The organism is Psychrobacter proteolyticus (genome assembly GCF_038155145.1).
Lineage (GTDB): Bacteria > Pseudomonadota > Gammaproteobacteria > Pseudomonadales > Moraxellaceae > Psychrobacter > Psychrobacter proteolyticus_B.
Window position 1 is genome coordinate 1 of record NZ_JBAKAY010000154.1, and the last position, 217, is coordinate 217.

Annotated in this window: 1 protein-coding gene; it reads right to left on the minus strand. The window is 40.1% G+C overall.

Going from position 1 to position 217, the window contains the following annotated elements; all coding sequences use genetic code 11:
- Positions 1 to 78: 78 nt before the first annotated feature.
- Positions 79 to 217: Rid family hydrolase (locus tag V6252_RS13325; RefSeq protein WP_341610756.1), on the minus strand; the 139-nt coding region annotated here is incomplete at its 5' end.

A 217-nucleotide genomic window follows, 5' to 3' on the forward strand; every position in this document is an offset into this window, starting at 1 on the left:
ACAATTAGTAACTAATATTAAGCATCATATATCATCTTACTCGATATAAAGAATAGACTCGATTTCTACCACGCCACCTTAAGGTAGAGCAGCTACTTGAACGGCAGCGCGGGCAGGGTATGGCTCGCTTAGATTCGCGACAAACACTTCGATCAAGACACCAAAATCACTCAAGTCAGTCAAAGATACATTGAATTTGACAACTTCATTTAGACTG